Annotated in this window: 26 protein-coding genes; 24 read left to right on the top strand and 2 right to left on the bottom strand. The window is 41.7% G+C overall.

What is annotated here, in order from left to right; genetic code table 11:
• Positions 1 to 138 precede the first annotated feature (138 nt).
• The 12 genes from groES to ispD are packed head-to-tail and all read left to right on the top strand — an operon-like array spanning position 139 to position 13,224.
• Positions 139 to 429, top strand: a complete 291-nt coding sequence (gene groES / locus ABIM45_06250) for a co-chaperone GroES (protein ID MEO0239506.1) — start codon at positions 139 to 141, stop codon at positions 427 to 429.
• A gap of 13 nt (positions 430 to 442) precedes the next feature.
• Entirely contained in the window at positions 443 to 2,068 is a 1,626-nt protein-coding gene (groL, locus tag ABIM45_06245) for a chaperonin GroEL (GenBank protein MEO0239505.1), read from the top strand.
• A gap of 57 nt (positions 2,069 to 2,125) precedes the next feature.
• On the top strand, positions 2,126 to 2,356 hold the full coding sequence (locus tag ABIM45_06240; protein ID MEO0239504.1) for a zinc ribbon domain-containing protein: 231 nt from the start codon (positions 2,126 to 2,128) through the stop codon (positions 2,354 to 2,356).
• A 1-nt stretch (position 2,357) separates the two neighbouring features.
• On the top strand, positions 2,358 to 2,876 hold the full coding sequence (locus ABIM45_06235; protein ID MEO0239503.1) for a nucleotide exchange factor GrpE: 519 nt from the start codon (positions 2,358 to 2,360) through the stop codon (positions 2,874 to 2,876).
• 20 nt (positions 2,877 to 2,896) lie between these two features.
• Positions 2,897 to 4,792: a molecular chaperone DnaK gene (dnaK, locus tag ABIM45_06230; GenBank protein ID MEO0239502.1), complete on the top strand. Its 1,896-nt coding sequence runs from the start codon at positions 2,897 to 2,899 to the stop codon at positions 4,790 to 4,792.
• A complete protein-coding gene (gene dnaJ, locus ABIM45_06225) occupies positions 4,792 to 5,946 on the top strand; it encodes a molecular chaperone DnaJ (GenBank protein ID MEO0239501.1) in 1,155 nt (384 codons plus the stop codon). Before dnaK ends, dnaJ begins: the two co-directional genes overlap by 1 nt.
• Positions 5,943 to 6,659 carry an RsmE family RNA methyltransferase gene (locus ABIM45_06220; GenBank protein ID MEO0239500.1) on the top strand — a complete coding sequence of 239 codons (717 nt, stop codon included), beginning with the start codon at positions 5,943 to 5,945 and terminating at the stop codon, positions 6,657 to 6,659. The genes dnaJ and ABIM45_06220 overlap by 4 nt, the downstream gene beginning before the upstream one ends.
• 15 nt (positions 6,660 to 6,674) lie before the next feature.
• Positions 6,675 to 6,872, top strand: a complete 198-nt coding sequence (gene rpsU / locus ABIM45_06215) for a 30S ribosomal protein S21 (GenBank protein MEO0239499.1) — start codon at positions 6,675 to 6,677, stop codon at positions 6,870 to 6,872.
• Entirely contained in the window at positions 6,862 to 8,817 is a 1,956-nt protein-coding gene (locus tag ABIM45_06210) for a hypothetical protein (GenBank protein MEO0239498.1), read from the top strand. Before rpsU ends, ABIM45_06210 begins: the two co-directional genes overlap by 11 nt.
• Entirely contained in the window at positions 8,804 to 10,447 is a 1,644-nt protein-coding gene (dnaG, locus tag ABIM45_06205) for a DNA primase (GenBank protein MEO0239497.1), read from the top strand. The genes ABIM45_06210 and dnaG overlap by 14 nt, the downstream gene beginning before the upstream one ends.
• 3 nt (positions 10,448 to 10,450) lie before the next feature.
• Complete coding sequence (locus ABIM45_06200) at positions 10,451 to 12,088, top strand: sigma-70 family RNA polymerase sigma factor (GenBank protein ID MEO0239496.1); 1,638 nt, start codon at positions 10,451 to 10,453, stop codon at positions 12,086 to 12,088.
• A complete protein-coding gene (gene ispD / locus ABIM45_06195; GenBank protein ID MEO0239495.1) occupies positions 12,088 to 13,224 on the top strand; it encodes a 2-C-methyl-D-erythritol 4-phosphate cytidylyltransferase in 1,137 nt (378 codons plus the stop codon). The genes ABIM45_06200 and ispD overlap by 1 nt, the downstream gene beginning before the upstream one ends.
• Here the strand turns inward: ispD and ABIM45_06190 are convergent.
• Together ABIM45_06190 and ABIM45_06185 are read right to left on the bottom strand one after the other, a co-directional pair.
• Positions 13,221 to 13,886, bottom strand: coding sequence for a PhoU domain-containing protein (locus ABIM45_06190; protein ID MEO0239494.1), 666 nt, complete (start codon positions 13,884 to 13,886; stop codon positions 13,221 to 13,223). The genes ispD and ABIM45_06190 overlap by 4 nt on opposite strands.
• Positions 13,883 to 14,953, bottom strand: coding sequence for a Na/Pi symporter (locus ABIM45_06185; protein ID MEO0239493.1), 1,071 nt, complete (start codon positions 14,951 to 14,953; stop codon positions 13,883 to 13,885). The genes ABIM45_06190 and ABIM45_06185 overlap by 4 nt, the downstream gene beginning before the upstream one ends.
• Positions 14,954 to 15,069: 116 nt before the next feature.
• Here ABIM45_06185 and ABIM45_06180 point away from each other — a divergent pair, with 116 nt between their 5' ends.
• From ABIM45_06180 to ABIM45_06125, 12 genes are read left to right on the top strand one after another with little or no spacing between them, the layout of a single operon-like run.
• Positions 15,070 to 15,864, top strand: coding sequence for a hypothetical protein (locus tag ABIM45_06180; GenBank protein ID MEO0239492.1), 795 nt, complete (start codon positions 15,070 to 15,072; stop codon positions 15,862 to 15,864).
• A gap of 34 nt (positions 15,865 to 15,898) precedes the next feature.
• Positions 15,899 to 17,290, top strand: a complete 1,392-nt coding sequence (locus ABIM45_06175; GenBank protein MEO0239491.1) for a potassium transporter TrkG — start codon at positions 15,899 to 15,901, stop codon at positions 17,288 to 17,290.
• A 6-nt stretch (positions 17,291 to 17,296) separates the two neighbouring features.
• On the top strand, positions 17,297 to 18,025 hold the full coding sequence (locus tag ABIM45_06170; protein MEO0239490.1) for a TrkA family potassium uptake protein: 729 nt from the start codon (positions 17,297 to 17,299) through the stop codon (positions 18,023 to 18,025).
• A complete protein-coding gene (locus ABIM45_06165; protein ID MEO0239489.1) occupies positions 18,003 to 18,332 on the top strand; it encodes a hypothetical protein in 330 nt (109 codons plus the stop codon). The genes ABIM45_06170 and ABIM45_06165 overlap by 23 nt, the downstream gene beginning before the upstream one ends.
• The gene (locus ABIM45_06160) at positions 18,325 to 19,065 is read left to right on the top strand and encodes a ZIP family metal transporter (protein MEO0239488.1); all 741 of its coding nucleotides are present in this window, start codon (positions 18,325 to 18,327) and stop codon (positions 19,063 to 19,065) included. The genes ABIM45_06165 and ABIM45_06160 overlap by 8 nt, the downstream gene beginning before the upstream one ends.
• Before the next feature lie 8 nt (positions 19,066 to 19,073).
• On the top strand, positions 19,074 to 19,958 hold the full coding sequence (locus tag ABIM45_06155; GenBank protein MEO0239487.1) for a polyprenyl synthetase family protein: 885 nt from the start codon (positions 19,074 to 19,076) through the stop codon (positions 19,956 to 19,958).
• On the top strand, positions 19,959 to 20,414 hold the full coding sequence (locus tag ABIM45_06150; protein MEO0239486.1) for a divergent PAP2 family protein: 456 nt from the start codon (positions 19,959 to 19,961) through the stop codon (positions 20,412 to 20,414).
• Positions 20,411 to 21,037 carry a site-2 protease family protein gene (locus ABIM45_06145; GenBank protein ID MEO0239485.1) on the top strand — a complete coding sequence of 209 codons (627 nt, stop codon included), beginning with the start codon at positions 20,411 to 20,413 and terminating at the stop codon, positions 21,035 to 21,037. Before ABIM45_06150 ends, ABIM45_06145 begins: the two co-directional genes overlap by 4 nt.
• A gap of 22 nt (positions 21,038 to 21,059) precedes the next feature.
• A complete protein-coding gene (locus ABIM45_06140; GenBank protein ID MEO0239484.1) occupies positions 21,060 to 22,037 on the top strand; it encodes a beta-ketoacyl-ACP synthase III in 978 nt (325 codons plus the stop codon).
• The gene (locus ABIM45_06135) at positions 22,031 to 22,813 is read left to right on the top strand and encodes an HAD-IIA family hydrolase (GenBank protein MEO0239483.1); all 783 of its coding nucleotides are present in this window, start codon (positions 22,031 to 22,033) and stop codon (positions 22,811 to 22,813) included. The genes ABIM45_06140 and ABIM45_06135 overlap by 7 nt, the downstream gene beginning before the upstream one ends.
• Positions 22,786 to 23,580 carry an inositol monophosphatase family protein gene (locus ABIM45_06130; GenBank protein MEO0239482.1) on the top strand — a complete coding sequence of 265 codons (795 nt, stop codon included), beginning with the start codon at positions 22,786 to 22,788 and terminating at the stop codon, positions 23,578 to 23,580. Before ABIM45_06135 ends, ABIM45_06130 begins: the two co-directional genes overlap by 28 nt.
• Positions 23,565 to 24,908 (top strand): HD domain-containing protein, encoded by a 1,344-nt coding sequence (locus tag ABIM45_06125; protein MEO0239481.1) that lies wholly within the window; start codon positions 23,565 to 23,567, stop codon positions 24,906 to 24,908. Before ABIM45_06130 ends, ABIM45_06125 begins: the two co-directional genes overlap by 16 nt.
• Positions 24,909 to 24,913 lie beyond the last annotated feature (5 nt).

Below are 24,913 nucleotides of genomic sequence, written 5' to 3'. Positions count from 1 at the left end.
TTTTACTCCCCGTTTGTTGTTTGTTCACCTCTTTATGCTATTTCCTTAAGTGATGAAAGCCCCCCTTTACAATTCATACTGATTCACTATATTTTAAATAACACATTAATTATTTTTGCTCCAAAAGGAGGTGAATGTATGAAGCTGAGACCTCTGGCAGACAGGGTTGTTATCAAAAGAATAGAGGAAGAAGAGGTCAAGAAAGGCGGCATTATAATTCCCGACACAGCAAAAGAAAAGCCCCAGAAGGGGGAGGTTGTTGCTGTTGGTCCTGGAAGGCTCGATGAAAAGGGAAATCGGATTCCTCTTGAAGTAAAGGTTGGTGACAAGGTCCTCTTCTCCAAGTACGCTGGTACCGAGGTTAAAGTAGGCGATGAAGAATACCTCGTTATGAGGGAAGATGATATACTTTGCATCATAGAAGGCTAAAAGGAGGTAAAAAATGGCAGCAAAAGAAATAATTTTTGAAGAAGAGGGTAGAAGGGCATTACTAAGAGGTGTTGAGAAGCTTGCCAAAGCTGTAAAGGTCACCCTTGGCCCTGCTGGAAGAAATGTTATTCTTGAAAAGAAATTCGGATCCCCAACCATAACCAAGGACGGTGTTACCGTTGCCAAGGAAATTGAATTACCAGATCCCTTCGAAAACCTTGGGGCACAGCTTGTAAGGGAAGTAGCTTCCAAAACCTCCGATGTCGCAGGTGATGGTACCACCACTGCAACGATTCTTGCTGAGGCAATTTTCAGAAATGGGCTTAAGTATATAGCTTCTGGTGCTAATGCAATTGAGATCAAGAGAGGAATTGATGCTGCTGTCGAAAAGGTTGTTGAAGAGCTGAAGAAGATGTCTCGTGAGGTTCAGGGCAGGAAGGAGATTTCTGAGGTAGCATCCATTTCTGCTAACAACGACCGGGAGATTGGTGAGAAGATCGCCGAGGCTATGGATAAGGTCGGTAAAGATGGTGTTATCACCGTTGAAGAGGCCAAGGGTATTGAAACATACGTTGAGATCGTCGAAGGTATGCAGTTTGATAGGGGTTACATTTCCCCATACTTCGTAACCAATCCTGAGAAGATGGAGTGCGTCTTAGAGGAACCTTACATCCTGATTTACGATAAGAAGATTTCTTCCATTAGGGATATACTTCCTATCCTTGAAAAAGTTGCTCAGCAGGGTAGGCCTATTCTTGTAATAGCCGAGGATGTTGAAGGCGAGGCCCTTGCCACCCTCGTTGTTAATAAGCTGAGAGGCGTTCTCCAGGCTTGCGCTGTTAAAGCTCCTGGCTATGGCGACAGAAGAAAGGCAATGCTTGAGGATATTGCCATTTTGACGGGTGGGAAAGTGATTTCTGAAGAGGCCGGTATGAAACTTGAGTCTGCACAGCTAAGCGACCTTGGAAGGGCAAAGAGAGTGGTTGTAGATAAAGATAATACAACCATTGTCGAGGGTTACGGTTCCAAGGAAAATATAAAGGCCAGGATCGCACAGATAAAGGCCCAGATTGAAGAGACCAAGTCCGATTACGATAGAGAAAAATTGCAGGAGAGGCTTGCAAAACTCGCCGGTGGTGTTGCTGTTATATATGTCGGTGCCGCTACTGAAACAGAAATGAAAGAAAAGAAGGCAAGGATTGAAGATGCTTTGCATGCGACCAAAGCTGCTGTTGAGGAAGGCATTGTCCCCGGTGGTGGTGTAGCATACATCAGGGCGAAGAAGGCCCTTGAAAATCTTAAGCTTGAAGGCGATAAACAGTTTGGTGTGGAAATTGTAAAACAGGCCCTTGTCGAGCCACTGAAGCAGATTGCGGAAAATGCTGGTTACAATGGTGCGGTTATTGCGGAAAAAGTCGAACAACTGCCTGAAACCCACGGCTTTGATGCCCTGACCGGCGAATTCAAGGATATGATCGAAGCTGGTATTATTGATCCTACGAAGGTTGAAAGGATTGCCTTGCAGAATGCCGCCTCTGTTGCAGGTCTCTTGCTAACCACTGAAGCCCTTGTGACGGAGATCAAAGAAAAGAAGAAAGAGAACGTACCACCAGCAGGCGGCGGATACGACGAGTTCTAAGATAAACCTTTTGGGCGGGGCTTCGCCCCGCCCAAAAATTCTTTTTAAGGAGGTCCCATGCCTATTTATGAATTTCGATGCAAAAATTGTGGTGAGACCTTCGAAGAACTATATAACAATGGTGATTCGCTTCCCACAAAATGCCCTAAGTGTGGTGGTGAGCTGGTGAGAGTCTACAGCGGAAGTGTAGGGTTGAGTTTTAAAGGGTCAGGATTTTACGTAAATGACTACGGGAAGTCTTGTTCAACTTGCCAGGCTTCGAAAGAAGAAAGTTCAGGCCAGAAATAATATGCAGGAGCACTGGGTTAAAAAGTTGAAGAGGGAATTTGAAGAATTGAGCAACCGCATAAGTGAACTGGAAAAAGAAAGGGATAATTTTAAAGATCTGTTTTTGAGAAAGGCAGCGGAATTTGAAAATTACAAAAAATTGATGAAGGAAGAGTGGCAAAAAAATATTGATTTCGCAAACGAACGGATTATTAGGAATCTTATTACGGTTCTCGACCACTTCCGCCTGGCTCTTATGGTTCCGAGTAGTGACGAGGTTTTTAAGAAGGGAGTTGAAATGATTTACAATGAACTTTTACAAGTCTTGCGAATGGAGGGTCTTGAGCTGATAAGCGGAAGTGGTGGAGATTTTGATGAGAAGATCCACGAGGCAATTGAGCTGGTGGAGACCAATGAGCTTCCTCCCGGGAAGGTTGTGGAGGAAGTTCAGCCTGGCTATATTTTGCGGGGCAAGTTGATCCGCCCTGCACGAGTTAAGGTTTCTAAAGAGAAAGCAAAAGAAAATAACGAAAATAATTAAACTTTTGGGAGGGGATGCCTATGGCAGCGAAAGAGAAGATAATTGGAATCGACCTTGGAACTACCAATTCCGCGGTTGCCATTGTTATTGGTGGTGATCCAGTCGTTATAACGAATAAAGAAGGTGAGAGAATTACACCTTCTGTCGTGGCCTTTAAGGGTCAGGAGGTACTTGTTGGTTCCATTGCTAAGAGACAAGCGATCCTCAATCCTGAGAATACAGTCTTTTCAGTAAAGCGGTTCATGGGTAAAAGGTACGATGAGGCAGAGGTAGATATTAAAAGAGTCCCTTACAAGGTGGTCAGGGGTATAAATGATAGAGTCGAAATTTATATACCCGCTATTGGAAGAAATGTGACACCAGAAGAGGTTTCTTCAAAAATCCTTGCTTACATGAAAGAAATTGCAGAGATTTACCTTAATGAGCCCGTTAAAAAGGCAGTTATCACAGTTCCTGCTCACTTTAACGATGCCCAGAGACAGGCAACAAAGGATGCTGGAATTATTGCAGGCCTCGAGGTAGTGAGGGTTTTCCCAGAGCCTACAGCAGCTGCCTTAGCTTACGGATTGGATAAAACTGACAGGACCATCAGGGTTGCAGTCTACGATCTTGGTGGAGGCACCTTTGATATTTCCATCCTCGAACTGGATAAAGGTGTTTTTGAAGTTATGGCAACATCTGGTGACACTCACCTTGGTGGCGATGATATCGACCAGCGCATTATTGACTGGCTGATTGAGGAATTTAGAAAAGAAACGGGTATTGACCTGAGAAACGACAGGAATGCATTGCAGAGGCTCAAGGACGCGGCAGAAAAGGCCAAGAAAGAACTTTCTACTCTAATGGAAACTCAAATTTCCCTGCCCTTTATCACCTCTGATGCGTCCGGTCCAAAGCACTTAGAAAGGGTTCTTACAAGGTCCAGACTTGAAGCCATGTCCATGGATTTGATCGAAAGGACCATTGAAATCTGCAAGCAAGCTTTAGAGGATGTAAAACTCAGACCCCAAGATATTGACGAAGTTATTCTGGTTGGTGGTCAGACCAGGATGCCTCTTGTCCAGCAGAAGGTAAGAGAGTTCTTCGGTAAAGAGCCTCATAAAGGAATTAACCCCGATGAAGTTGTTGCGGTTGGTGCTGCTATACAAGGTGCCATCATAGCAGGTGAATATCAAGATAAGGACATAGTCCTCCTTGATGTTGTTCCGCTTTCCTTAGGCGTGGAGACCCTCGGTGGCATTTTCGATGTGGTTATTCCACGTAATACGACAATACCCACGAGGAAATCAAAGATTTACACTACTGCAGAAGATAATCAGACTTCTGTTCTGATCAAAGTTTATCAAGGTGAGAGGCCAATTGCATCTGAGAACAGGTTACTTGGTCAGTTTGAACTTATGGGGATACCCCCCGCTCCCAGAGGTACACCACAGATTGAGGTTACCTTTGATATAGATGCTGACGGTATCCTTCATGTTTCGGCAGTTGACAAAGCTACTAATAAAGAAAACTCTATCAAGATATACGCAAGAACCGGGCTAACTCAAGAGGAAATCGATCGCATGGTAAAGGAGGCTGAGAAGTACAAGGAGGAGGACCGCAAGAGGAGGGAGCTAATCGAACTTAGGAATCAGGCCGATGCATATGTGTACTCTGTGGAAAAGAGCTTGAGAGACTTACAAGAGAAGTTAACAGAGGAACAGAAGAAGAGAGTTGAAGAAGCCCTCAACAGGCTCAGGGAATCTTTAAAAGGTGAGGACTTTGTGAAGATCAGGCAGGATTTCGAAGAACTTCAGAGGGTTTGGTCACAAGTAGCTCAAGAAGTCTACGCTAAGTACGGAAGTAGCGCACAAACTGGGACTGCGGAAGGAAAGAAAGATAAACCTGATGACTCAGACTATGAAGTGGTGAAATAATGGCTAAAAAAGACTATTATGAGATCCTTGGCGTTCCTCGGGATGCGACTCCCGAAGAGATAAAGAAGGCCTACCGAAGGCTGGCGATTAAGTATCATCCCGATAGGAATCCTGAAAATAGGAAAGAAGCCGAGGAAAAGTTTAAAGAGATAAGTGAGGCCTACGAAGTTCTCATTGACCCAGAAAAACGAAAACTCTATGACATGTATGGGCACGAAGGAGTTAAGACAAGATTCCAGCAAGGTGATTTCACCTGGAGGGACTTTACTCACTTTGACGACCTCAGAGACATTTTTAAAGATCTGGGCTTTGGGTTTGATTTCTTTGATGACTTTTTCGGAAACTTTTTTGGCTTTGATACAAGGCGTGGGACTCGAAGACAGAGGGTTAAGGTTAGGGGGGAAGATATCCAGATCACCCTCCCCTTGACTCTTGAGGAAATATACCGTGGAGAGACTAAAAAGATAAGACTGAAGAGATTAGAAGTGTGTGATGCCTGTCAAGGAACGGGTTCCGTTGATGGTAAAGTTGAGACCTGCCCGGTTTGTAAAGGCTCGGGTGTAGTAAGGGAGGTTTCTTCCACTTTCTTTGGCCAATTCATCAGAGAATCCGTTTGCCCTCAGTGCAGAGGCGAAGGGAAGGTGATAGTCAACCCGTGTCCCAAATGTGGTGGTTCGGGAAGAGTAAGGGAAGAGAAGGAGATTGAGTTCCGAATACCAAAAGGAATTAGAAACGGAGAGTACTTTATACTCCACGGAGAGGGCCACGCAGGCACAAGGGGTGGTGAGAGGGGGAATCTAATCGTTGTCGTTTCCGAAAAACCTCATGAAATTTTTATTAGAGATAAAGAGGATCTTCACGTGGCAATCAATGTGACCTATTCCGAGTTGATTTTGGGCAAAGAATTTGAGTTTACTCATCTTGATGGAAGAAAGCTAAAAGTGAAGATTCCGCCGGGTACAGTACCGGGAGAGACGATTCGCTTGAAAGGGTACGGTATGGAAAGGAATGGCTACAAAGGCGACCTGTATTTCCATGTTAAGCTTATAATTCCTTCAAGGCCTTCTAAAGAATATTTGGATTTAGCCCACAAGATGCAGAAGGAAGAAGAGGAAACAATGAGTAAGATTCCAAGGTTCTCCAAACCTTCATGAATTCCGCTTACTTTCAAGAAAAGGTTGAAAATACCCTTTTGGTCACAGACAAAAAGGAATTTCACCACCTTGTAAAGGTAAGACGGGTTAAACTAGGTGAGGTTATTAGATTAATCGATGGGAATGGCAATGAGTACTTTTCGAGGGTAGACGAGATAAATCTACGCAGTCGAGTTTTAAAAGCAACTATTCTTGAACACCATTTGAAAAAACACGAATTACCTTTTAAACTTACACTTGCCTTTTCACCCTTGTCAGAGGGTAGGGCTAACGAATATTTAATAGAAAAGTGCACGGAACTGGGTGTTAGCGAGTTTATACCGGTTATATTTGAAAGAAGTGTTAAAAAGCATTTTAGGTTAGAGAGGTGGTCAAGGATAGCAAAAGAAACACTAAAACAGTGTAATCGTTCAATAGTACCTTCTCTTTATGAGGTTTTAAGTTTTTCGGAACTTTTAAAAATAGAAGGTTTTCAGCATAAATTTTTTGGATATTTAGAAGGTAAACCGCTTGATTGTGATACATCAATAAACGGCGATACCTTACTGGTAATTGGTCCTGAAGGGGGTTTTACGGGAGAGGAAATCGAGGCCCTTTTAAAGGCAGGTTTTCATGGCTTTAAGTTTGGTGAGACTATTTTAAAGGCAGAGACTGCAGCAGTGGCATTGGCCACATTGATCATTTTTAGAATGGGGGGCACTTTAAAAAGTTAAAAGGAGGTGATTTCTGTGTCTGGCGTCAGACTGCGTGAAGGTGAGAGCTTCGAAAGCCTTCTTAAAAGGTTTAGAAAAGTGGTAGCTGCCGATGGCATTCTTCAAGATGTCAAAAAATATCAGTATTACGAAAAACCTTCCGAAAAGAAAAAGAAGGAACTGTTGGCAGCAAGAAGGCGCATGCTTCGGAAAATGAAGAGAAATGAGGAATAAAACCCTCGAAAGATTGGAATTTGGGAAGCTCAAGGAGATACTGAAATCCTATGTGGTATCTCCTTGTGGTATAGAGCAAATTGACAGCCTTATGCCCGGGAAAAGCGTGGAAGAGGTAAAGGATATTTTTGAAAAAACGCGATTGATTGAGAGAGCAATTCACAAGGGCATAAGGCTTGATTTTTCAAGATTTTCTGATATTAAAAAGGCTTTGGGAAGAGCCAGCACGGGTGCCCCCCTTTCTTTTAAAGAAATAAGAGAAGTAGGCGATTTTATAGAAGGTTACACAAGGCTATATGAATCGCTCTCTGACTCTTGTGATTTTCTTCTTAATCCAGAGATTCTGAAATCGTTGAAGAGGCAGATTTATTCAATGGTAAGCGATGATGGAGAGCTCAGGGTCGATGCCACACCAGAGCTTTACAGAATAAGGCAAAAGGTTCTTTCACTGAGAAGTGAAATTTATGAAGTAATGACGAAAATTTTGAGAAGACTCGAAGCCGAGGGGATCGTGCGGGAATCGGTGATTACCATTAGAAATGGGAGATTTGTTATACCTTTGATCGCAAATTTTAAGACTGAAGGCATAATCCATGGCTATTCTAAAAGTAGCGAGACTGTTTATGTTGAGCCTATTGAAGTGGTTCAACTTCAGAATAGTTACATAAGGGCTGTGGAAGAGGAAAAAGAGGAAATAGATCGAATTAGGCGGGATCTAAGTGAAAGGATAGGAAAGCTTGCCGATGCGTTATATACTGTCTGGGAGCATGTGGGGAAATTGGAGTTATATTATGCGCTCGCCAATTTTAAGGCCGATTACCGGTGCGAATATCCTGAGTTTTCCAATGATTTTATCGAAATCATTAACGGTTATCATCCCATTCTTGTAAAAACCTTAGGCTCGGAAAGGGTTGTCCCACTTAATTTATATATTGATAAGAAGGTTTTTCTCGTTTCAGGGCCAAATGCAGGTGGTAAAACGGTACTTTTGAAGACTATCGGTCTTTTTCACTTAATGGCAACGGCGGGAATTCCAGTACCTGCCGAAAAAGCAGTACTCGTATTCCCCGAAAATGTTTTTGCCGTTGGATTTCAGGATGAACAGGACCTTATTGAGGGTGAATCAAGTTTTACATCTTATATCAGGGAAATTGTAGATGTCCTGAGTAATGCGAAGGATGGGGATGTTGTTCTGTTTGACGAGTTAATTTCCAGCACTGATCCCCAAGAGGCATCAGGGATTGCTTATGCTGTTCTTGAACATCTCCTTTGGAGAGATGTTTGGGTGTTGGGCAATACACACCTCACTACACTGAAGCTTCTGGTTTCTCAAAATGATAAAATGTTAAACGCCTCCATGGAATTTGATCCAGTGGATCAAAAACCGACTTACAGGGTAAGGGTAGGTGAGATTGGGGTAAGTCATGCCTTTGAAATTGCAGAAAAAACCGGGTTACCATCAGAGATTACGGCGAAGGCGAAGGAGTATGTCCAGGGTGAATCGGCTATACTCGATAGCGTTGTTAAAAGTTTCCGAGAGAAAGAGGCACTATATGAAAAGCTTTCCTCCGAATATAAAGAGAAACTTGAAATGTTAGAGGAAAAGCTTAAAAAGGCTGAAAAGATTGGGAAGGAAACAGCCCAGAGAATAATTGCCAACGCAAGGGAAGAGGTAGATAAATTATTAAAAGAGTTACGAAGAGAGGAAAACCGTGATAAGATCAGGCAACTTGCTAAGGAGGTGAAGAGGGAACTTGTAGACCTCGGAAGGAGCTACGAGCTCGATTTGAAGCCCCCGGTTGAGCTTGTCCTGAATAAAGAGTATTTTATAAAACCGGTTGGAGTTATGGGAGTTTTGAAGGAGATAAAAAAAGACAAAGCACTCATTCAAATTGGTAGAACCTTTATAGAGGTTCCGATAACTTACCTTTATGAGAGAGGATAACTTTAGAGAAATAATCGAAAAGATTCGCGCATCGGTATCCATAGTGGATGTTGTAAGTAATTACGTACAGCTGAAAAAAACGGGTAAGTCTTACAGAGGCTTATGTCCCTTTCACGCGGAAAAAACCCCTTCTTTTTATGTAGACCCTGATAAAGGGCTTTATCACTGTTTCGGCTGTGGTGCATCGGGAAATGTTTTTACCTTCTTGATGAAGAAAGAGGGACTGTCTTTTTCAGAGGCTGTAAGAGAACTGGCAAAAATTGCGGGCATTAAAATAGATGAGGAGATTAAAAGCAGTAAAGAGCTCATGGTGCTTAAGGAAGCGAAGGCTTATTATCAAAGATTGCTCAACGAATCTGAAGAAGGTGTTCCGGTTTTGAACTATCTCAAACAAAGAAAGGTTACCACGGAAGCGATTCTCACCTTTGGTTTAGGTTATGCCTCAGGGGCAGGTTTGGTAACCTATCTGAAAAATAGGGGGTTTGATTTTTATACAATGTTAAAGGTCGGCTTAATCAAAGAAAACCCCCGTGGTGGCTATTCCGAGTTTTTCCAGGATAGGCTTATTATCCCCATCTATGACCACTTTGGTAATGTTGTTGCCTTTGGCGGTCGCGCAATGAAGGAATCCGACGAACCAAAGTATCTAAATACTGCAGAGACAGAGTTCTTCAGCAAAGGAAAAATACTTTTTGGATACTACATAAATAAAAAAGATTTGAGGGATTCTAAGGTGCCAATAATTGTAGAAGGTTACTTTGATGTCATGGCACTATTTATGATGGGGCTTAAAAGGGGACTTGCACCTATGGGGACCGCTTTAACGGAGGGCCATGCCAGTTTTATATCATCGCAGTTTCCCCAAGCAATTCTTCTTTTCGATAGTGATGAAGCAGGGAAAAGAGCCACTTTAAGAAGTATTAAGGTCCTCCTGGAAAAAGGTGTTATGCCTTTAGTTGCTAATTTAGACTCTTCCAAGGACCCTGCTGAAGCATGGGAGAACGGCAGGATTGAAGAGGTTACAAAGGCCCTTGACAATGCGGTCAATTTTGCTAAATATATATTAAGCATAAGCAATTCGATTGAGGAAAGGGCATCAAATGTTAGAGATTTATTGGAGTCGATTCAGAAAATTGAGAATCCTGTTTTGCGTAAGGATTTTGGGGATTTAGTTGCCAGGGCTTTTGGGATAGGTTCTATTGGTTTGAACGAAGTTTTAAAATTGCTGAGTGGACAAAAAAGGGAAAATGTTATTGCTGGTGTGGATTTTTCATTAGCGGTCGCAGCTTTAATTGATAGTGAAATAAGAGAGGTATTGCTAAATGAATTGACTGCTGAGGATTTCTTAAGTGAAGATGCGAAATCAATTTACCTTGCTTTAAAAGAGGGAAAGACCCCGGAGGAGGTAATATCAGAACATCCACGTTCAAGCAGAATAGTCGAGTATGCGATGAATTACCTCGGAGAAATGAATGATAAGGTCAAAGTTGAAGTTATTAAGAAAATTAAAAATATTCGAGCCTCAAAGGTCAGGCAGATGCTTCTAAAGCAGAGGCTCGAAAATAGAGAGAATATTGAGAAAATTTTAGTTGAGTTTTTTAAAAGCAAAAAAGAAAATATGGGGGGATAATTTATGGGGACCTTATTTGAGGACAAAAAATTCAGGGAGTTTATTGAGAAGGCTAAGAAGAAGAAAAAAGTTACTTTTGACGAGCTTGAACGGGTATTGCCGTATCAAGTGGGGACGGAACAGTTCGAAGAGGTTATAATGGCCCTTCAGGAAGAAGGGATCGAAGTCCATGAATCTTTCAAGCCTAAGAAAAAGAACAAGATCGAACAGGACATTTTGGAGAAAGAAGAGTTCTCTCAGATAAGAGATGACCCTACCAAGACTTATTTGAAACAGGTTTCTAACCTTAATTTGCTTACAAAAGAGGAGGAACAGGAATATTCGAAGATGATCGATGAGGCAAGAAAGGATATTGTACGGGAACTCTTTGCAACACCTTACGGAATTGAGAAATTTTACATGCTCATCAGGCAATGCTTAGACGGTTTCATGCCTATTGAGGAGCTTGTTCAGGTTGATTCTCATTACTGGACATCCAGGGAAATGAATAGGAAGGAAAAGGTTAGGGTGGAAAAGAGCTTCCGCGAGCTCAAGAATCTAATCGAAGAGTATAATACTTTGCCCTCTTCCAAGGAGAAAGAAAAGCTTGCAAAAAAGATCGCTGATAAAATAGAGAAAATATCCCCAAGGTTTTCCGTTGTAAAGGATATTTTCGACAAATTTGAGGAAGAGATCAAGAACATTAAGGATTTTTATGAAAAGTTAAATACCCTTAAAGCTGAGGAGGATGAGTTAAAGAACAAAAGTCGTAAGTCTCCGAAGGATTTAGAAAGGCTTGGTGAACTTATGTATATGATGAGGGAGACTGCAGTGGCTCTGGAAGAGAGGATTGGTAAAATCGGCATGCCCTTTGATGAAGCAGAAAAGGTCTATGCAAGCCTTAAAGAGCACTTCCAAAAACTTGAATTTGCCAAATGCAAAATGGTGGAAGGGAATGTGAGGCTGGTTATCGACATAGCCAAAAAATTTATGAACAGAGGTCTTGAATTTGGAGACCTCATCCAGGAGGGTAACCTCGGGCTGATTAAGGCTGTTGAAAAATTTGATTATCGTAAGGGATTCAAATTCTCCACCTATGCGACCTGGTGGATAAAGCAATCTATTTCGAGAGCAATAGCTGACCAGTCAAGGGTGATAAGGATTCCTATTCACATGATTGAAACCATAACCAAGATAAACAGAGCTATTAAGAATTTGATGCAGGAACTTGATAGAGAACCTACCTACGAGGAGATTGCAGAGGCGACTAATTTAACGATTGAAAAGGTGAAGCAAGCACTCGAAGCCCAGAAAGAGCCAATTTCAATGGACAAACCAATAGATCACGATGAAAAATCAATTATTGCCGAATATGTTGTTGATACTGAAAATAATCCCCTCGAATATGCGAAGGAATTCATTTTGAAAGAGCGTCTTGATGAGGTTCTACAGACTCTTTCTAAGAGGGAGAGGAAGATTTTGGAGTACAGGTTTGGTCTTAACGGGCATCCGCCGAAAACCTTAGAAGAAGTCGGAGCCATTTTTGGTATTACCAGAGAAAGGGTTAGGCAGATTGAGGCGAAGGCGATCAAGAGATTGAGACATCCTATGAGAATGCAAAGACTCAGACAGCTCATTGAGCCACCTGACTTTAATCAGTAATGCCAGAGTATTCTGCCGTTATAGTTGCAGCGGGCGAGGGTAAGAGATTCGGTGGGAATAAGGTATTTGTGGAGGTCTTTGGCAAGTACCTTGTGGAATATTCCCTTGATGTATTCGAAAACCATCCTGATATTTCAGAAATTATTCTCGTCCTAAGCAAACAAGACCTGGCAAAGGGAGATGATTTAAAAGGCAGATACCGCAAGCTGACTTCCATTGTCGAGGGCGGAAAAGAGAGAAGTGAGTCTGTTCAAAATGGTGTTAAAGAGGCTAAAGGCGAGTTTGTATTGATTCATGACGCGGCGAGGCCGAATGTAAGCAAGGAAATAGTTGATAATGTGATTAATGGCCTCAAAGATTATGACGCTGTTGTACCGGGGATTCCCCTGAGAGATACTGCCGGTTACTTTGAGTCTGGTTTGTTTTCGGGTAAAGTGGAACGAAGTAACCTCTACTTAATCCAAACCCCCCAGGGGTTTAAAAGGAGTATATTACTCAAAGGTTTTGAGAAAGCAGAGAAAAGTTATACCGACGAATCAACCATGATTTATGATGTATTAGGTATCCCTGCAAAGGTCGTGGAGGGAAGCATTGAGAATTTTAAAATTACATACCCCGATGACCTTAACCTTTTTAGAAAATTATTAGGAGGCGAAATGGAATTAAGAGTTGGTCTTGGGTATGATTCTCACAGGCTGGAGCAAGGAAAGAGATTAATTCTTGGAGGTATTGTGGTTTCAGAAGAGATCGGCTGCGTAGCCCATTCTGATGGGGATTGTTTAGTTCATTCTATCATCGACGCCCTTCTTGGTGCAGTGGGTGATAGGGACATCGGTTACCATTTCCCGGACAGTGATCCCAAGTTTGCTGGAGTTTCAAGTTTAAAATTGCTTGAGGATGTCATGCAAAAGTGGAGTGATAGAATTGAAATAGTGAACATTGACTCTGTGGTTAAACTTGAAAAGCCAAAGATTCAGAACTTTGTACCCCAAATGAGAGAAATAATTTCTGAAACCCTCGGGATTTCTCCAAGCAAAATAAATATAAAGGCAAAAACAGGTGAAAAAATCGGCCCTGTTGGAGAATCAAAACTTATAGAGTGTGAATCAGTCGTACTCCTGAGGCTAAAATCCTAAAACTTGCTCTCCGGTTGGAAGCTTATTTTAGGATATGGGTTCACAATGGAAGAGGCTACATTTTTAAGGTGTGCACTTACCCTCTTGAGATATCTCGTTAAAAGGGCGATTATAATGGCTTTCCTCGGCTTTAAAGAATCGTCTTTAGCTACTTCCCGTAGGAGATTTTCGAGGATTTTATTGATCTCGAGGTGTTTTTTCATAACATATTTCGCTTTTTCTTCATCAGCCTCTTTGAAGGCTAAATAAGTAACGTCAAATTCATGGGAAATTTCTTCTGACATTTCTTTAAGTTTCTGGATATAGGAATCTTCATCGAGTTTTTCAGGATAGATTTCAACAAGTTCAAACATATTTTTGCAGTAATCGCCTATACGTTCAATGTCGATTACAATGCTGCTCAAGGAAAGGGCAGGGGCTATATCTACTTTATCTGCTCCAAAGGCGAGATGTTTTAAAATCTTTTCCCTGATTTCGATCTCTCTCTTATTTACCTGCTTATCAATGGAGTAGGGATCGAATCCTTCTTTTACCTCTTCGAAGAGCAGTTTGTTGGTCTCAATGTACATGTATTTCACTTGAAGGAGCATATCGAGACCTTCTTCAAAGGCCTCCTGAAGTAAAGTTTTGCCCCTTAAAAGGTCCCATAGCGTCCTTTTCATTTCCTACCTCCTATCCAGATTATAAGGGCTGGTACAAAATAAAAGATTACAATTATATACAACAGGGCCAGGACTTTTCTCTTTGTTGCAATTTTGGCAAAAAATTTTGCTATTTTTACAGGGAGTTCCCTGTAAATCAGCGTGTTAAGTATAACGCCGTAGACGTTGAAGAGAAGATGGGTAAAGGCTATTGCCAGTGCTGAAGGGCTTTTTGTAATTAGGGCCGCAAGAATTGCAGTTACGGTGGTTCCTATGTTTGCCCCCATGGTGTAGTAGAAAATTCTTCTTAAATCGAGAAGATCAACGGCGGCAAGGGGAACGGCTAAGCTGGTTGTACAAGAACTCGATTGAACTATAGAAGTTAAAACGAGTCCCGAAATAAAGGAGGTTCTTGTGTTTTTGAAAAATATTGTATTAAGGTACCGGTCTACGTACTTTTTGGAGATTTTCGTCATGCTTTCCACTATGTATTTAAGGGAAAGTAGAAGCATCACTATTGCAACGACGATGACTATAGGGGGGTATTTTTTAATAGGTGTGTTTAACAGCAGCTTAATAACGGGTTCGAGGATGATTTTTAATGGTGATATAGCCTTGAATCCACCTATGTTTTTGAAAAGCTCGGCAAGAAAAGTGGCAGATTTCTCAAGGGGATGGAAGAAGTATTCTAAGGGGAGAAAGGTAAAAGCAGTGAGCAGGTTGAAGAAGTCATGGACCGTTGCAGCCCGAAGGGCCTTTTCAAATTCTTTTCCCCTTTTTAGGTGGGCGAGGGATACAAGAGTGTTGGTCACAGTAGTGCCTATGTTGGCCCCCATTATCATCGGAATTGCATTTCTGATGTTTAGAGTTCCAGCGGCGATTAAGCTTACAATAATGGAAGTGGTAGATGAAGATGATTGTACAATAGCGGTGGCGAGTAATCCTGTCGAAAAACCCACTAATGGGTGAGCGGTATTTTGTATGAGCATGTTTGCAAATCCGCTGCCAAGAAGCTGGAACCCCTTGGATAAAAGTTCAATACTTAAAAAGAAGAAGTAAAAGGAAACTCCAAGAATCAAGCCATACATATGATAATGGTAAAGAGGCAAACTTGAATAATCAAAGGGGGTTGCACTTTATAGATGTTGACCGTTAAAAACCAAGGGATTATAATTTATACACGTTAAGCTCCAAGGAGGTTGTTATGAAAAAGATTGTGTTGATGCTGATAACAGCAGGTATCCTGGGTGCACAGACCCTTGAGGATGATGTGAGGAATATGGCAGTGTCCCTCACAGACAACGCCGCTGCGCTCATTTCTTCCGGAGTCATTTCCAATGCGGGATGCAGGGGCGGGCTTCCACATTTTAATGTTGGCGTCGCTGCGAATGCCAGCTGGTTTAAGTTTACTAATCCAGTAAGTTCTCAAGAGATATCTTTTCCTGCTGTATTCCCTTATCTCTATGGCGAAGTAGGAATTTTTAAGGGATTTTCCTTTACCCCACTTTTAAGAGGGATTTTTGCCGTTGATATTCTTGGTAAGTATGCCCCAACATTGATAAAATCAGATTATTTCGAGGAATTACCCTATCTCATGGGTTATGGAATAAAAGTTCAGATTTTAAAAGACCAGCTTGTTCCCCCAACACCTGCAATATCGGTGGCCATAATGAATCATGAATACAAAAACCTAACCTTTAAGTTTGATACCCTGTACACAAACCTGAAGTTAAGGGACCTTTCCATCAGGGCTTCAATTTCCAAAAATGTTATGCTTCTTACTCCGTACGTTGGGGTAAGTTATGATATTTATTCTTTAAACACAAATTATTGGACAACGGGTGACACCACAAGGAAGGAGATATCGGCCATCGAAAACAACTCCTTCTCCTATTTCGGAGGTGTTGAGTTTAAAATCCTTTTGATTAAAGGTTATCTTGAGGGTCTTTATAGAAATAAGAGGTTTGGTTTTACCCTCGGACTTAAAGCGGGTATTTAACAGTTAAAATTAAATCTTAAACCCGCTAAATTTTATGGAACGACGAGCTTTCCTCCTTGTAATTGCAGGATATTTTTCAGCAATACTTTTTGGCGCTTTACTCTTGCTTTTGCCTGTCTCAAGAAGAGGACCCTTGAACTTTACCGATGCATTCTTCACGGCTACTTCTGCTATATGTGTTACTGGTTTAATTGTGAAAGATACACCCGTGTTTTTTACCTTATTTGGAAAGGTTGTCATACTTACGCTGATTCAGCTTGGTGGGATTGGGTATATGACCCTTGCTGGAATTTTCCTTCACCGACTGAGAAGAAGTTTAATATTTCCCGAGATGATTGCCCAGGGTTTCCCAGAACTAAAACCCGGTTTTGCCTTTTTCTTTGCAAGAAGGGTAGTGCTATACACATTTTTAATTGAGTCGGCTGGAATAGCTCTTCTTTTTTTAGCATTTTCAAAGTATTTTCCGCCTCATCTTGCCTTCCAGCATGCTGTTTTCCAGGCGATTTCAGCCTTTTGTAATGCAGGTTTTTCAACCTTTTCAGATTCTTTAATGTCTTTTAGAGGCGACCCCTTTGTTAACATTGTTGTTATCCTTTTGATTATGCTCGGTGGACTTGGATTCTACGTTTTGAATGAAATTGCAGAGTTTATCAAGATGAGATCCGTCTTTAAATCCGCTTCAAAGAGGCCTTCCTCAGAGGAACCATCGAGGAAAATATTCCGATTTTCCACTCATACTAAGGCGGTTCTTACGTGGACGTTTATCCTTATTGTTGCAGGATTTGTTCTAATCTTGCTTTTTGAGTTTAATAACAGCTTCAGACAGTTCACCACTTCTGAAAAAATTCTTGCCTCACTATTTCAATCAGTTACACCGAGAACTTGCGGGTTCAATACCGTTGATTTCTCCCTTTTGACACCGGCAACCCTCAGTATCATTATGCTTTTAATGTACATAGGTGGTAGCCCTGGAGGGACAGCGGGGGGTGTTAAAACTAATACCTTTGCCCTTGCTTTCCTCTGGATTTTTCATTACTTGAAGGGCTACAAAAATGTCTATTTATTCAAAAGGAGGATTTCCGATGTTGCGGTAGAGAAGGCAATACTAATCCTAATCCTTTCAGCTACCTATTTGTTTCTGAGCTATTTAATTATTATATCTTTTGATAAAAGAGCGCTTTCTCTTCATTCTCCTTTAGAGATTGCTTTTGAAGTTGTGTCCGCCTTCGGAACGGTGGGCCTTTCGACGGGTTCCCGGATTTTTAGTTATGTAAGCCTTTCTGCTGATTTTAATGTTCTTTCTAAGTGGATTATAATTTTACTCATGATAGTAGGTAAGGTTGGGGTGTTTTCTGTTGCCACCTATATGATTGAAAGGGCTAAGGTCGAAATAGGATTTCCTGAGGACCGATACATAGTGGGGTGATACGAAATGAATATATTAATTATCGGGGCGGGAAGGTTTGGTAAATCGCTGGCGGAAGTTTTTATGCGAGAAAATCATACCGTCGTTGTGGTTGATAAAGATGAGAATAAAATAAGAGGTATAGAAGACAAAGTTTCGCAGGCTGTGATTCTTGATAGTACCGATGAGGATGCTTTGACCCAGCTCAATTTAGAAGACTTTGATTATGTTTTTCTTTGTATCTCTGAGATTTCTGCATCTATCTTAACTGCACAAATTTTGCAGGATAGGAAGATCAAAAACGTTTATGCAAAGGCCTCCAACGAAGTACATGCCAGGATCTTGTCCAGACTTGGTGTAGCTAAGGTAATCCAACCTGAAAAGCAGTCTGCAGAGAGACTGGCTCTAAGCATAATGCTGGGAACCATCGAGCTTGCGGACCTACTCAAGAGAAAGAATTTTATGGTTTCTGCTATAGATGTGCCGAGGGATTTCCAGAAGAAGTCCTTAGGTGAACTCGAGATAAAGAAAAAATTTGGTGTATATGTGTTAGCTGTTGAGAGAAATGAGCCTATCGTGTTGGAGGATGGTGCAAAAGCTGAAAGTGCGGCTAAAATAGGCCTCTCCTCGAAGACTGTTACATACGTTTTGCCTGACGCAAGTTTTGAAATTGAAAGAACGGATAGGCTCATTGTAATAGGAACTCGTGAAAACATTGAAAAGTTTAGAGAGTATGTGTCCAAAGAAATCGAGTAAAGAGCAAATATCGGGTTATTCAAATGAAGAACTCTTTGAATATTTCAAAGAGGCTCTTTTTGAGAGCAACTTTGACTTTGCTGAAAAATGCATAAACGAACTTCTAAGGCGCGTCGAAACCAATCAAGTGAAATCAGAAGAGGAAAAGTTGATGTACTACAAAGGGATGGGTGTTTTTCAGGAAATGATTAACAATGAAGAACTCGCCAGGGAATATTTCTTGAAGGCTTTAGAGATTAAACCTGACGATGAAGAGGTTCTAAATCACTTAAGGAAACTATCGGGTCTGGAAACTCAGGGTGAATAAGATTTTAAGTGGCTTCCTGGCATCACTCTTTGCGGGGCTTGCTACTACCATCGGTGCTCTTTTGCTCCTTTTCAGGATTAAATTTGGATCCAAAAGTATGCCCTTGTTTCTCGGCCTTTCCGGTGGGATAATGTTTTCAGCCTCCATTTTTAGCCTTCTTATTCCAGCTCTCGAAACTGGTAACCTAATACTGGTTCTCTTCACCTTTCTATTCGGTGCCGTTTTTGTCGATTTTGTGGATTCTGTTGTACCCCATGAACATTTTATTAAAGGTCTGGAAGGACCTGCATCAAAACTTAAAATGGTGTCACTTATCCTTTTAACAATGGTTATTCATAATTTTCCTGAAGGAATGGCCGTTGGGGTCTCTTTTGCTAAGGGTATTACACCTGCTGCGATTTCTCTTGCAGTGGCAATTGGCTTGCAAAACATTCCTGAAGGAGCTGCTGTTGCTTTGCCATTATTCAGTCTTGGTTTAAGTAAGAGCAGGGCAATATTTATTTCTTTTCTGACTGGTATGGTTGAACCTGTTGCGGGTTTCTTTGGGGTTTCTCTTGGAATCCTATTTTCAAAACTTTTGCCATACCTTATGGCCTTTGCTTCAGGCGCAATGGTATATGTAGTAAGTGATGAAATGATTCCCGAATCACATACTCAAGGTTCTGAAAAGGTCGCAACCTTTTCTTTTATGGTTGGTTTTGTGATTATGACACTCCTTGATAACCTATTTTAGGAGGAGAAGTGGAAATTTTGAAATATATTGAGGAAAAGAGTGAGCTTGTAAACAAAAAAATGGAGGAATTTTTTCCTCAAGATGCGAAAGGTATTCCACTCTTAAGGGAATCTATGAGGTATTCCCTTTTTGCTGGAGGTAAACGGCTTCGTCCCGTCCTTTGTATCCTTGGCTATGAGTTGGGAGGTGGCGAAAATGTAGATGAAATTCTACCTCAGGCCTGTGCCCTTGAGATGATCCATACTTTTACCCTTATTCATGACGACTTACCTGCTATGGATAATGATGATTTCCGTCGCGGTAAGCCAACTAATCACAAGGTGTACGGTGAGGCAATGGCGATCCTTGCTGGTGATGCTCTTTTCATAGAAGCCATTGGCTTGTTTTTGAAAGGCCCTCTTCCTGCAGAGGTCAAAGTTAGAATGTTAAGTGAACTTGTTGATGCTTTGGGAGTCGACGGAGTCATTGGGGGGCAGGTTCTTGATATAAGAGCGGAAGGAAAGGTTCACACAAAGAGACTTGTGGAAAATATTCATTTAAGAAAAACTGCGAGGTTTATTGAATCTTCATTGGTTATTGGAGCCATTGGAGCGGGTGCCAGTGAACAAGTAGTGGTAGGGTTCAGATTAGTTGGGAGGAAACTGGGATTACTCTTTCAAATTGTAGATGATATCCTCGATGAAACGGCGGAAGATGAAGAACTTGGCAAAAAGGCAAAGAAAGACAGGGAAAGGGGGAAGTGCACATATCCTTCGGTTTTAGGACTTGAGAGGTCCTATGAGATTGCAAGAAATCTTGTGAAAGAAATCAAAACGGATGCTGATCAACTTCTGGGGGAAAAAAGCGAACTTTTAAAAGAACTTGCAGATTACTTTCTTTACAGGAGGAAATAGTTGATTTTAAAGCAGATTTTTTCCAATCCCTTTTGGCTTCTTCCCCTTTTGACAGGCTTTACTGCTCAACTGGTAAAATTTGCATTGTATAGCATCAAGGAAAAGAGACTGGCCTTTTCCTGGCTTTTAAGTACAGGTGGAATGCCCAGTGCCCATTCTGCAGCTGTCTCATGTTTATCAATAATTACCGGAAAGCGTTTTGGATTTGATTCTCCCATTTTTGGAATAACCTTATATTTTAGTTTGATCATTATGTATGATGCTGCAGGTATTAGAAGGGCAGCTGGAGAACATGCTGAACTTTTAAATATTATTATAGAAGAGATGGGACGCAATATGACCCTAGGCAGAGAAAAATTGAAGGAGTTTCTTGGCCACTCACCTTTAGAAGTTTTTGTGGGGGCAGTTTTGGGCATCCTTCTTTCCTTAATCTATATATGGATGAGGTGGGTATGAAGTGGATTGATTTTCTTCTTGTTTTACCTGGTATTCTTCTGGCGTTAACAATCCATGAATATTTTCATGGATATGTCGCCTATAAACTGGGTGATCCAACGCCTCGGTTGAGAGGTAGGCTTACCCTGAATCCCCTTGCCCATATTGATCCTGTGGGATTCGTTGCTCTCCTCTTTTTACATTTTGGTTGGGCCAAGCCGGTTCCCATAGATCCCTACAATTTGAGGAATCCCAAAAGAGATGTGGTGTTTGTCTCACTGGCTGGACCATTGTCAAATCTTGTCTCTGCCTTTATTGTGGGTTTTCTTCTAAGGGTATTCGCTTATAAGTTCTTATTTTATTCGACTCTCGGCGCTATGATCGTAAACTTTGTGGTGATTAGTGCTGCTTTGGCCTTTTTTAATTTAATTCCCCTTCCCCCTCTCGATGGGTGGCATGTGCTGGAATATTTTTTACCCCCGGGTGGATTTAAAACCTTTATGAGGCAATATGGTTATTACGTTCTATTGATTTTGATCATTCTCTCAACCCTTGGTTTCCCCTTTCTGGGAATGTACATAAGCATTACTGTAAAATTTTTCACGACATTGGTTTTTGGCCAATTGTTGCCTTTAAATCTGTAAATCTTTTTTTTGGAGGTGTAAGGTGGGAGTCAGGATTTTAGGTATAGGGTCTTATTTACCCGCAAGAATTCTTACCAATGAAGACCTTGAAAGAATGGTGGAAACCTCAGACGAATGGATTGTAGAGAGGACGGGTATTAAAGAAAGGCATATTGCTGCACCTGAAGAGGCCACATCAGACTTAGCCTATAATGCAAGCCTAAGGGCTATTGAAAAAGCTGGTATTACTCCTGAACAGATCGACGGAATAATTGTTGCTACCGCTTCTCCTGATTACCTTTTCCCTGCAACAGCCTGTATCTTGCAAGCCAAGCTCGGTGCTAAGAATGCCATGTGCTTTGACATAGAGGCAGCGTGTCCAGGGTTTGTTTACGCCCTCGAAATTGCACGAGGATTACTTTCACTTCCCAATTATAGATACATTTTGATTGTCGGGGCAGAGACCCTTTCTCGCCTTGTGGATTTTACCGATAGAAATACCTGTGTCCTTTTCGGTGACGGTGCAGGAGCCGCAATAGTAACTAAGGATGATTCTGAAAGCGATGTACTGGCTTCTTATCTAAAGGGAAATGGTGAAGTTCATGAATTACTAAAGCTCCCTGCAGGGGCTGCAAGAAAACCCGCCTCTGAAGAAACGGTGAGGATGAGGGAACATTACATAAAGATGCAGGGGAGGGAGGTTTTCAAGTACGCTGTTACAGGGATGCAGGAAGCCGCTGAGAAGGTTCTGGAAAGGGCAGGCTTAACGGCTACGGATATCGACTGGCTCGTTCCACATCAAGCTAATATAAGGATAATTGACGCCACCAGGGAAAGGCTCGGGATTCCATGGGATAAGGTGTATGTAAATATTGATAAGACAGGTAATACCAGTGCCGCTTCGATTCCCATCGCCCTTGCGGAAATGGATGAAAGGGGGCTTTTGAAGAGGGGCCAAAGGGTTCTTCTTGTTTCCTTTGGTGCGGGATTTATTTACGGGGCAATTTTACTAAAATGGTAAAGGGATTTTTAATTGACCTTGATGGTACTCTTTATCTCGACAATGTGCTTATAGAGGGTTCTAAAGAGCTTATTGATTTTTTGGATACAAGGGGTACTCCCTTTTTGCTGTTAACCAACAATTCCACGAGAACCCCAGAACAAGTCGCAAAGAAGTTAGAAGAAATGGGAATTCGGGTGCCTCCTTCTAAGATATACACCTCAGCAAACACTTTGGGTGATTATTTGAGGGAATACTATCCTGGCCCCCACAATGCCTATGTTGTTGGGGAAGACGGAATATTGAAGGAGCTTGAAAGCCTCGGCTGGAATATAGTTGAAAATCATAAGGGTGCGGAATTTGTTATTGTAGGCCTTGACAGAAAGGTAAATTATGAAAAGCTGAAAGAGGCGGTTTTAGCAATTCAAAAAGGCGCTATTTTCATTGCTTGCAATCGGGATTCCTCTTTTCCGACCCCGGAGGGACTTCTGCCCGGTGCTGGTGCCATCGTTAACGCAATTACTACGGTGGTAGGTATTGAACCCATTGTTCTTGGGAAACCTATGGAGTACATAATCAGGTATGCTGTTAAAAGGCTCGGGACATCCCTTGCGGAAACGGCTATTGTAGGTGATAGACTGGATACTGATATTGCCCTCGGCAAAAAAATGGGTATGGTGACTGTGCTCGTTCTTACAGGTGTTCACAAAAGTGAAGATGAGATTAAAAAAGTTAACCCCGATTTTATCTTTAAAGACGTGGGAGAGCTATGGAAGAATATCTACAGGCTGCTTTGAAGACTGTGATTGAGGCCGGTGATTTTCTGAAGGAAAATTTCGGAAAGGTTCAGGATATTCAAGCCGAGGAAAAGAAAGCAAATGACCTTGTCTCTTTTGTTGATAGAGAAACGGAAAAGATGATAAGGGATCGAATTTTGAAGGAATTTCCAGATCATCAATTTCTTGGAGAAGAGCTTGGAAATAATGAGAAAACTGGAAGGTTTCTGTGGGTGATCGATCCCTTAGACGGAACAAAAAACTTTCTCTCGGGCATAGGTATTTTTGCAATTTCCTGTGCCCTTCTTTACGACGGCGAACCCATTGTGGGTGTTGTTTATAATCCCGTAAAAAATGAACTTTTTTATGCAACAAGGGGCGGAGGAGCATTTAAAAACGGTAAAAAAATCGAAGTCAACCGCAATTTGCCCTTGGAGAGAACCCTCTTTGCCACTGCCTTTCCCTTTAGGGAAAAATCCCGATTTGATTTTTTAAACGAGGTCTTTAAGAGGCTATATTTTCAGTTTTCAGATGTTAGGAGGCTCGGTTCAGCAGCCCTTGACCTTTGTTACGTTGCGGAGGGCATTTTTTCCGTTTTTTATGAATATGGACTTTCCATCTGGGATATAGCTGCTGGATCCTTGATCGTCAAAGAAGCTGGAGGGGTAGTGAGAGATTTTTCCGGGGGAACGGATTATTTGAAGTCGGGCAATATAGTGGCGGGAAGGGATGATGCCGTTTCCATTGTGGTGGATACGATTCGGAGGTTAGGATGGAGTTTGCCGTAAAGGTCCCTACTATTGATGAAGAGATACTGGAGAGCTTTCAGATCTATTTGGTAGGTGGGTCTTTAAGGGATTTAATGCTCGGAAGGAGAGTCACCGACTACGACCTTGTAGTGGAAGGGAATTTAAACCAATTTTTGAGGTTTTATAAAAAGAAATACCCCGACTCGACCCTTTTTCCCCTTTCGGAGGAAGATCAGGAATACAGGGTTGTTATTAAGGAGGATCTTTGGCTCGACATTACCTCTATAAAAGGAGAGGATATATATGAGGATTTAAAAAGGCGAGATTTTACTGTCAATGCGATGGCCCTCGACTTAAGGCGTGGCAATATTATCGACCCAACTGGGGGCAGAAGGGATGTCGAACAAAAAGTAATAAGAATTATTAGTCCTATTAACTTAGTTGAAGACCCTTTGAGAATTCTAAGAGCCTATAGGTTTAATGCGGTTCTCGGTTTTGAAATTGAATCTAACACCCGTTTTTACTTAAAGGAACTCTCTCCCCTTGTATCTTTTAAACTGATTGCCGGTGAGCGCATAAGATATGAGCTTTTTGTTATTCTATCTACGAGGGATTCTGCGCGGACTATAAACCTAATGGCGGATGATGGCGTCCTTTTTTCACTCTTTCCCGAACTTTCCCCAATGAAGCATACATCCCAGAGGTACTACAATGAGCAAAATCTTCTTTATCATACAATAAACGCCCTGACAAATTTTGAAAGACTTTTAGCAGAAAAGGGCACAGAGTATGAGCAGGAACTTGTATGGATTTATAAACTTGCCGTTTTGCTTCACGATGTTGGGAAGCCTCAAACAATCAGTTTTGATGAAGAGGGCAATACCCATTTTTATGGGCATGATCGCATCGGCGCAGAAATAGTCGAGGGTATTGCCGAAAGATTGAGACTTTCAAAGAAAGAGAGAAACATTTTAAAAAAGCTTGTCAAACATCATATGTATCCACACCTACTTGCGGCTCAACAGGTTCTTACAGAAAGGGCAGTAAATCGCTACTTAAGGCGGATGGAGGAACTGGCCTTTCCGCTTCTTGATATGGCAGTTGCTGATGCCCTTGCGTCCCCTCCAAGGGGAGAGGGTATTCTTCCGTACCATGAATTTCGACAAAAAATCTATAAAGTCCTTGAGGAAAAGGCGAAAGTTACACAGGGAAGATTAATTACGGGGGATGATTTGATAGCACTTGGACTCAAACCTGGTCCTATTTTTAGAAAAATTCTTGCTGAAATTGACGATTTGGTTGCTGAAGGAAAAGTCCGTTCAAAGGAAGATGCATTGGATTACGTGAGAGAAAATTATTTACAATAAAAGGA

Source organism: candidate division WOR-3 bacterium, from assembly GCA_039803545.1.
Taxonomy (GTDB): Bacteria; Hydrothermota; Hydrothermia; order UBA1063; family UBA1063; genus UBA1063.
This window is presented reverse-complemented; position numbering and strand designations above follow the sequence as displayed.

Bases quoted from the DNA above. Each gene is read 5' to 3' on its own strand.
- ABIM45_06180 (MEO0239492.1), top strand. From the start codon at position 15,070: ATGAAAAAGATTGTGTTGATGCTGATAACAGCAGGTATCCTGGGTGCA.
- ABIM45_06210 (MEO0239498.1), top strand. From the start codon at position 6,862: ATGAGGAATAAAACCCTCGAAAGATTGGAATTTGGGAAGCTCAAGGAG.
- ABIM45_06145 (MEO0239485.1), top strand. From the start codon at position 20,411: ATGAAGTGGATTGATTTTCTTCTTGTTTTACCTGGTATTCTTCTGGCG.
- ABIM45_06235 (MEO0239503.1), top strand. From the start codon at position 2,358: ATGCAGGAGCACTGGGTTAAAAAGTTGAAGAGGGAATTTGAAGAATTG.
- ABIM45_06200 (MEO0239496.1), top strand. From the start codon at position 10,451: ATGGGGACCTTATTTGAGGACAAAAAATTCAGGGAGTTTATTGAGAAG.
- groES (MEO0239506.1), top strand. From the start codon at position 139: ATGAAGCTGAGACCTCTGGCAGACAGGGTTGTTATCAAAAGAATAGAG.
- dnaG (MEO0239497.1), top strand. From the start codon at position 8,804: ATGAGAGAGGATAACTTTAGAGAAATAATCGAAAAGATTCGCGCATCG.
- ABIM45_06125 (MEO0239481.1), top strand. From the start codon at position 23,565: ATGGAGTTTGCCGTAAAGGTCCCTACTATTGATGAAGAGATACTGGAG.
- ABIM45_06185 (MEO0239493.1), bottom strand. From the start codon at position 14,953: ATGTATGGCTTGATTCTTGGAGTTTCCTTTTACTTCTTCTTTTTAAGT.
- ABIM45_06135 (MEO0239483.1), top strand. From the start codon at position 22,031: ATGGTAAAGGGATTTTTAATTGACCTTGATGGTACTCTTTATCTCGAC.
- ABIM45_06240 (MEO0239504.1), top strand. From the start codon at position 2,126: ATGCCTATTTATGAATTTCGATGCAAAAATTGTGGTGAGACCTTCGAA.
- dnaJ (MEO0239501.1), top strand. From the start codon at position 4,792: ATGGCTAAAAAAGACTATTATGAGATCCTTGGCGTTCCTCGGGATGCG.
- ABIM45_06220 (MEO0239500.1), top strand. From the start codon at position 5,943: ATGAATTCCGCTTACTTTCAAGAAAAGGTTGAAAATACCCTTTTGGTC.
- dnaK (MEO0239502.1), top strand. From the start codon at position 2,897: ATGGCAGCGAAAGAGAAGATAATTGGAATCGACCTTGGAACTACCAAT.
- ispD (MEO0239495.1), top strand. From the start codon at position 12,088: ATGCCAGAGTATTCTGCCGTTATAGTTGCAGCGGGCGAGGGTAAGAGA.
- ABIM45_06190 (MEO0239494.1), bottom strand. From the start codon at position 13,886: ATGAAAAGGACGCTATGGGACCTTTTAAGGGGCAAAACTTTACTTCAG.
- ABIM45_06170 (MEO0239490.1), top strand. From the start codon at position 17,297: ATGAATATATTAATTATCGGGGCGGGAAGGTTTGGTAAATCGCTGGCG.
- groL (MEO0239505.1), top strand. From the start codon at position 443: ATGGCAGCAAAAGAAATAATTTTTGAAGAAGAGGGTAGAAGGGCATTA.
- ABIM45_06175 (MEO0239491.1), top strand. From the start codon at position 15,899: ATGGAACGACGAGCTTTCCTCCTTGTAATTGCAGGATATTTTTCAGCA.
- ABIM45_06130 (MEO0239482.1), top strand. From the start codon at position 22,786: ATGGAAGAATATCTACAGGCTGCTTTGAAGACTGTGATTGAGGCCGGT.
- ABIM45_06165 (MEO0239489.1), top strand. From the start codon at position 18,003: ATGTGTCCAAAGAAATCGAGTAAAGAGCAAATATCGGGTTATTCAAAT.